This window comes from Pseudobutyrivibrio xylanivorans (assembly GCF_010906925.1).
In the GTDB taxonomy this organism is placed as follows: Bacteria; Bacillota; Clostridia; order Lachnospirales; family Lachnospiraceae; genus Pseudobutyrivibrio.
In genome coordinates, this window is record NZ_VTVE01000024.1 from 1 (window position 1) to 408 (window position 408).

1 rRNA gene is annotated in these 408 nt (G+C 39.7%); it reads right to left on the reverse strand.

The window, feature by feature from the left end:
- Nucleotides 1-282: 282 nt before the first annotated feature.
- Nucleotides 283-400 (reverse strand): 5S ribosomal RNA (rrf, locus tag F0Q01_RS13735).
- Between the last annotated feature and the right edge of the window lie 8 nt (nt 401-408).

The window sequence follows — 408 nt, forward strand, 5'->3', positions numbered from 1 at the left end:
TTAGTGCCAAGGCATCCACCCTGCGCTCTTGATTGTTTAATCTCGAATGTATAGCGTTACATTTTTAATTTGTTCAATAAGAACTTGTTTGGTTTGTTAATTCTCGGATGTCTTGATATTTAAGAAAATTCTTTAAATTATCATCTCTACTGTATGAAGTTTTCAAGTTGCTATCTTGGTCTTTCGACCATTTGAAAGTTTAACTTTGTTAAGCTCTCAAATGATCGCCGCTTTTAGCGGTGATTTTATATATGAAAGCAAGTTTCCTTGCTGTTTAAGCAAACCCGGCAGCCACCTGCTTTCCCATGCCGTCTCCAGCATAGTATCATCGGCCGATTAGGTCTTAACCATCGTGTTCGGGATGTAAACGGGTGTGACCCCTAACCGCATCGCCACCGGAAATATAAA